At 76.5% G+C, this 221-nt stretch carries 1 pseudogene; it reads right to left on the bottom strand.

The window, feature by feature from the left end:
• A pseudogene (locus ACLQ2N_RS36105) lies at positions 1 to 221 on the bottom strand (polyketide synthase); the annotation flags it as partial.

Raw genomic sequence — 221 nt, 5'->3', positions numbered from 1 at the left:
CCACCGACACCCGAACCCGTAACCACCCCGGCCGCACCCGCACCGTCAGCAGCCAACGCCCGCAGCCCGGCCACGAGCTCCGCACGGCCGGCACCCACGACCACCGCACGATGCTCCAACACGCTCCGGCCACTCGCCAGCGCCGCACCAACCACGGCGTCCGGCGTCGCGTCCCCCTCCGCCCACTCCGCCAACCGCTCGGCCTGCGCCCGCAGCGCGAC

The sequence above is a fragment of the Streptomyces sp. DT224 genome (assembly GCF_049844595.1).
GTDB lineage: Bacteria > Actinomycetota > Actinomycetes > Streptomycetales > Streptomycetaceae > Streptomyces.
Note: the sequence above shows the minus strand (reverse complement) of the source record. Positions and strands in the feature narration are given on the sequence as shown.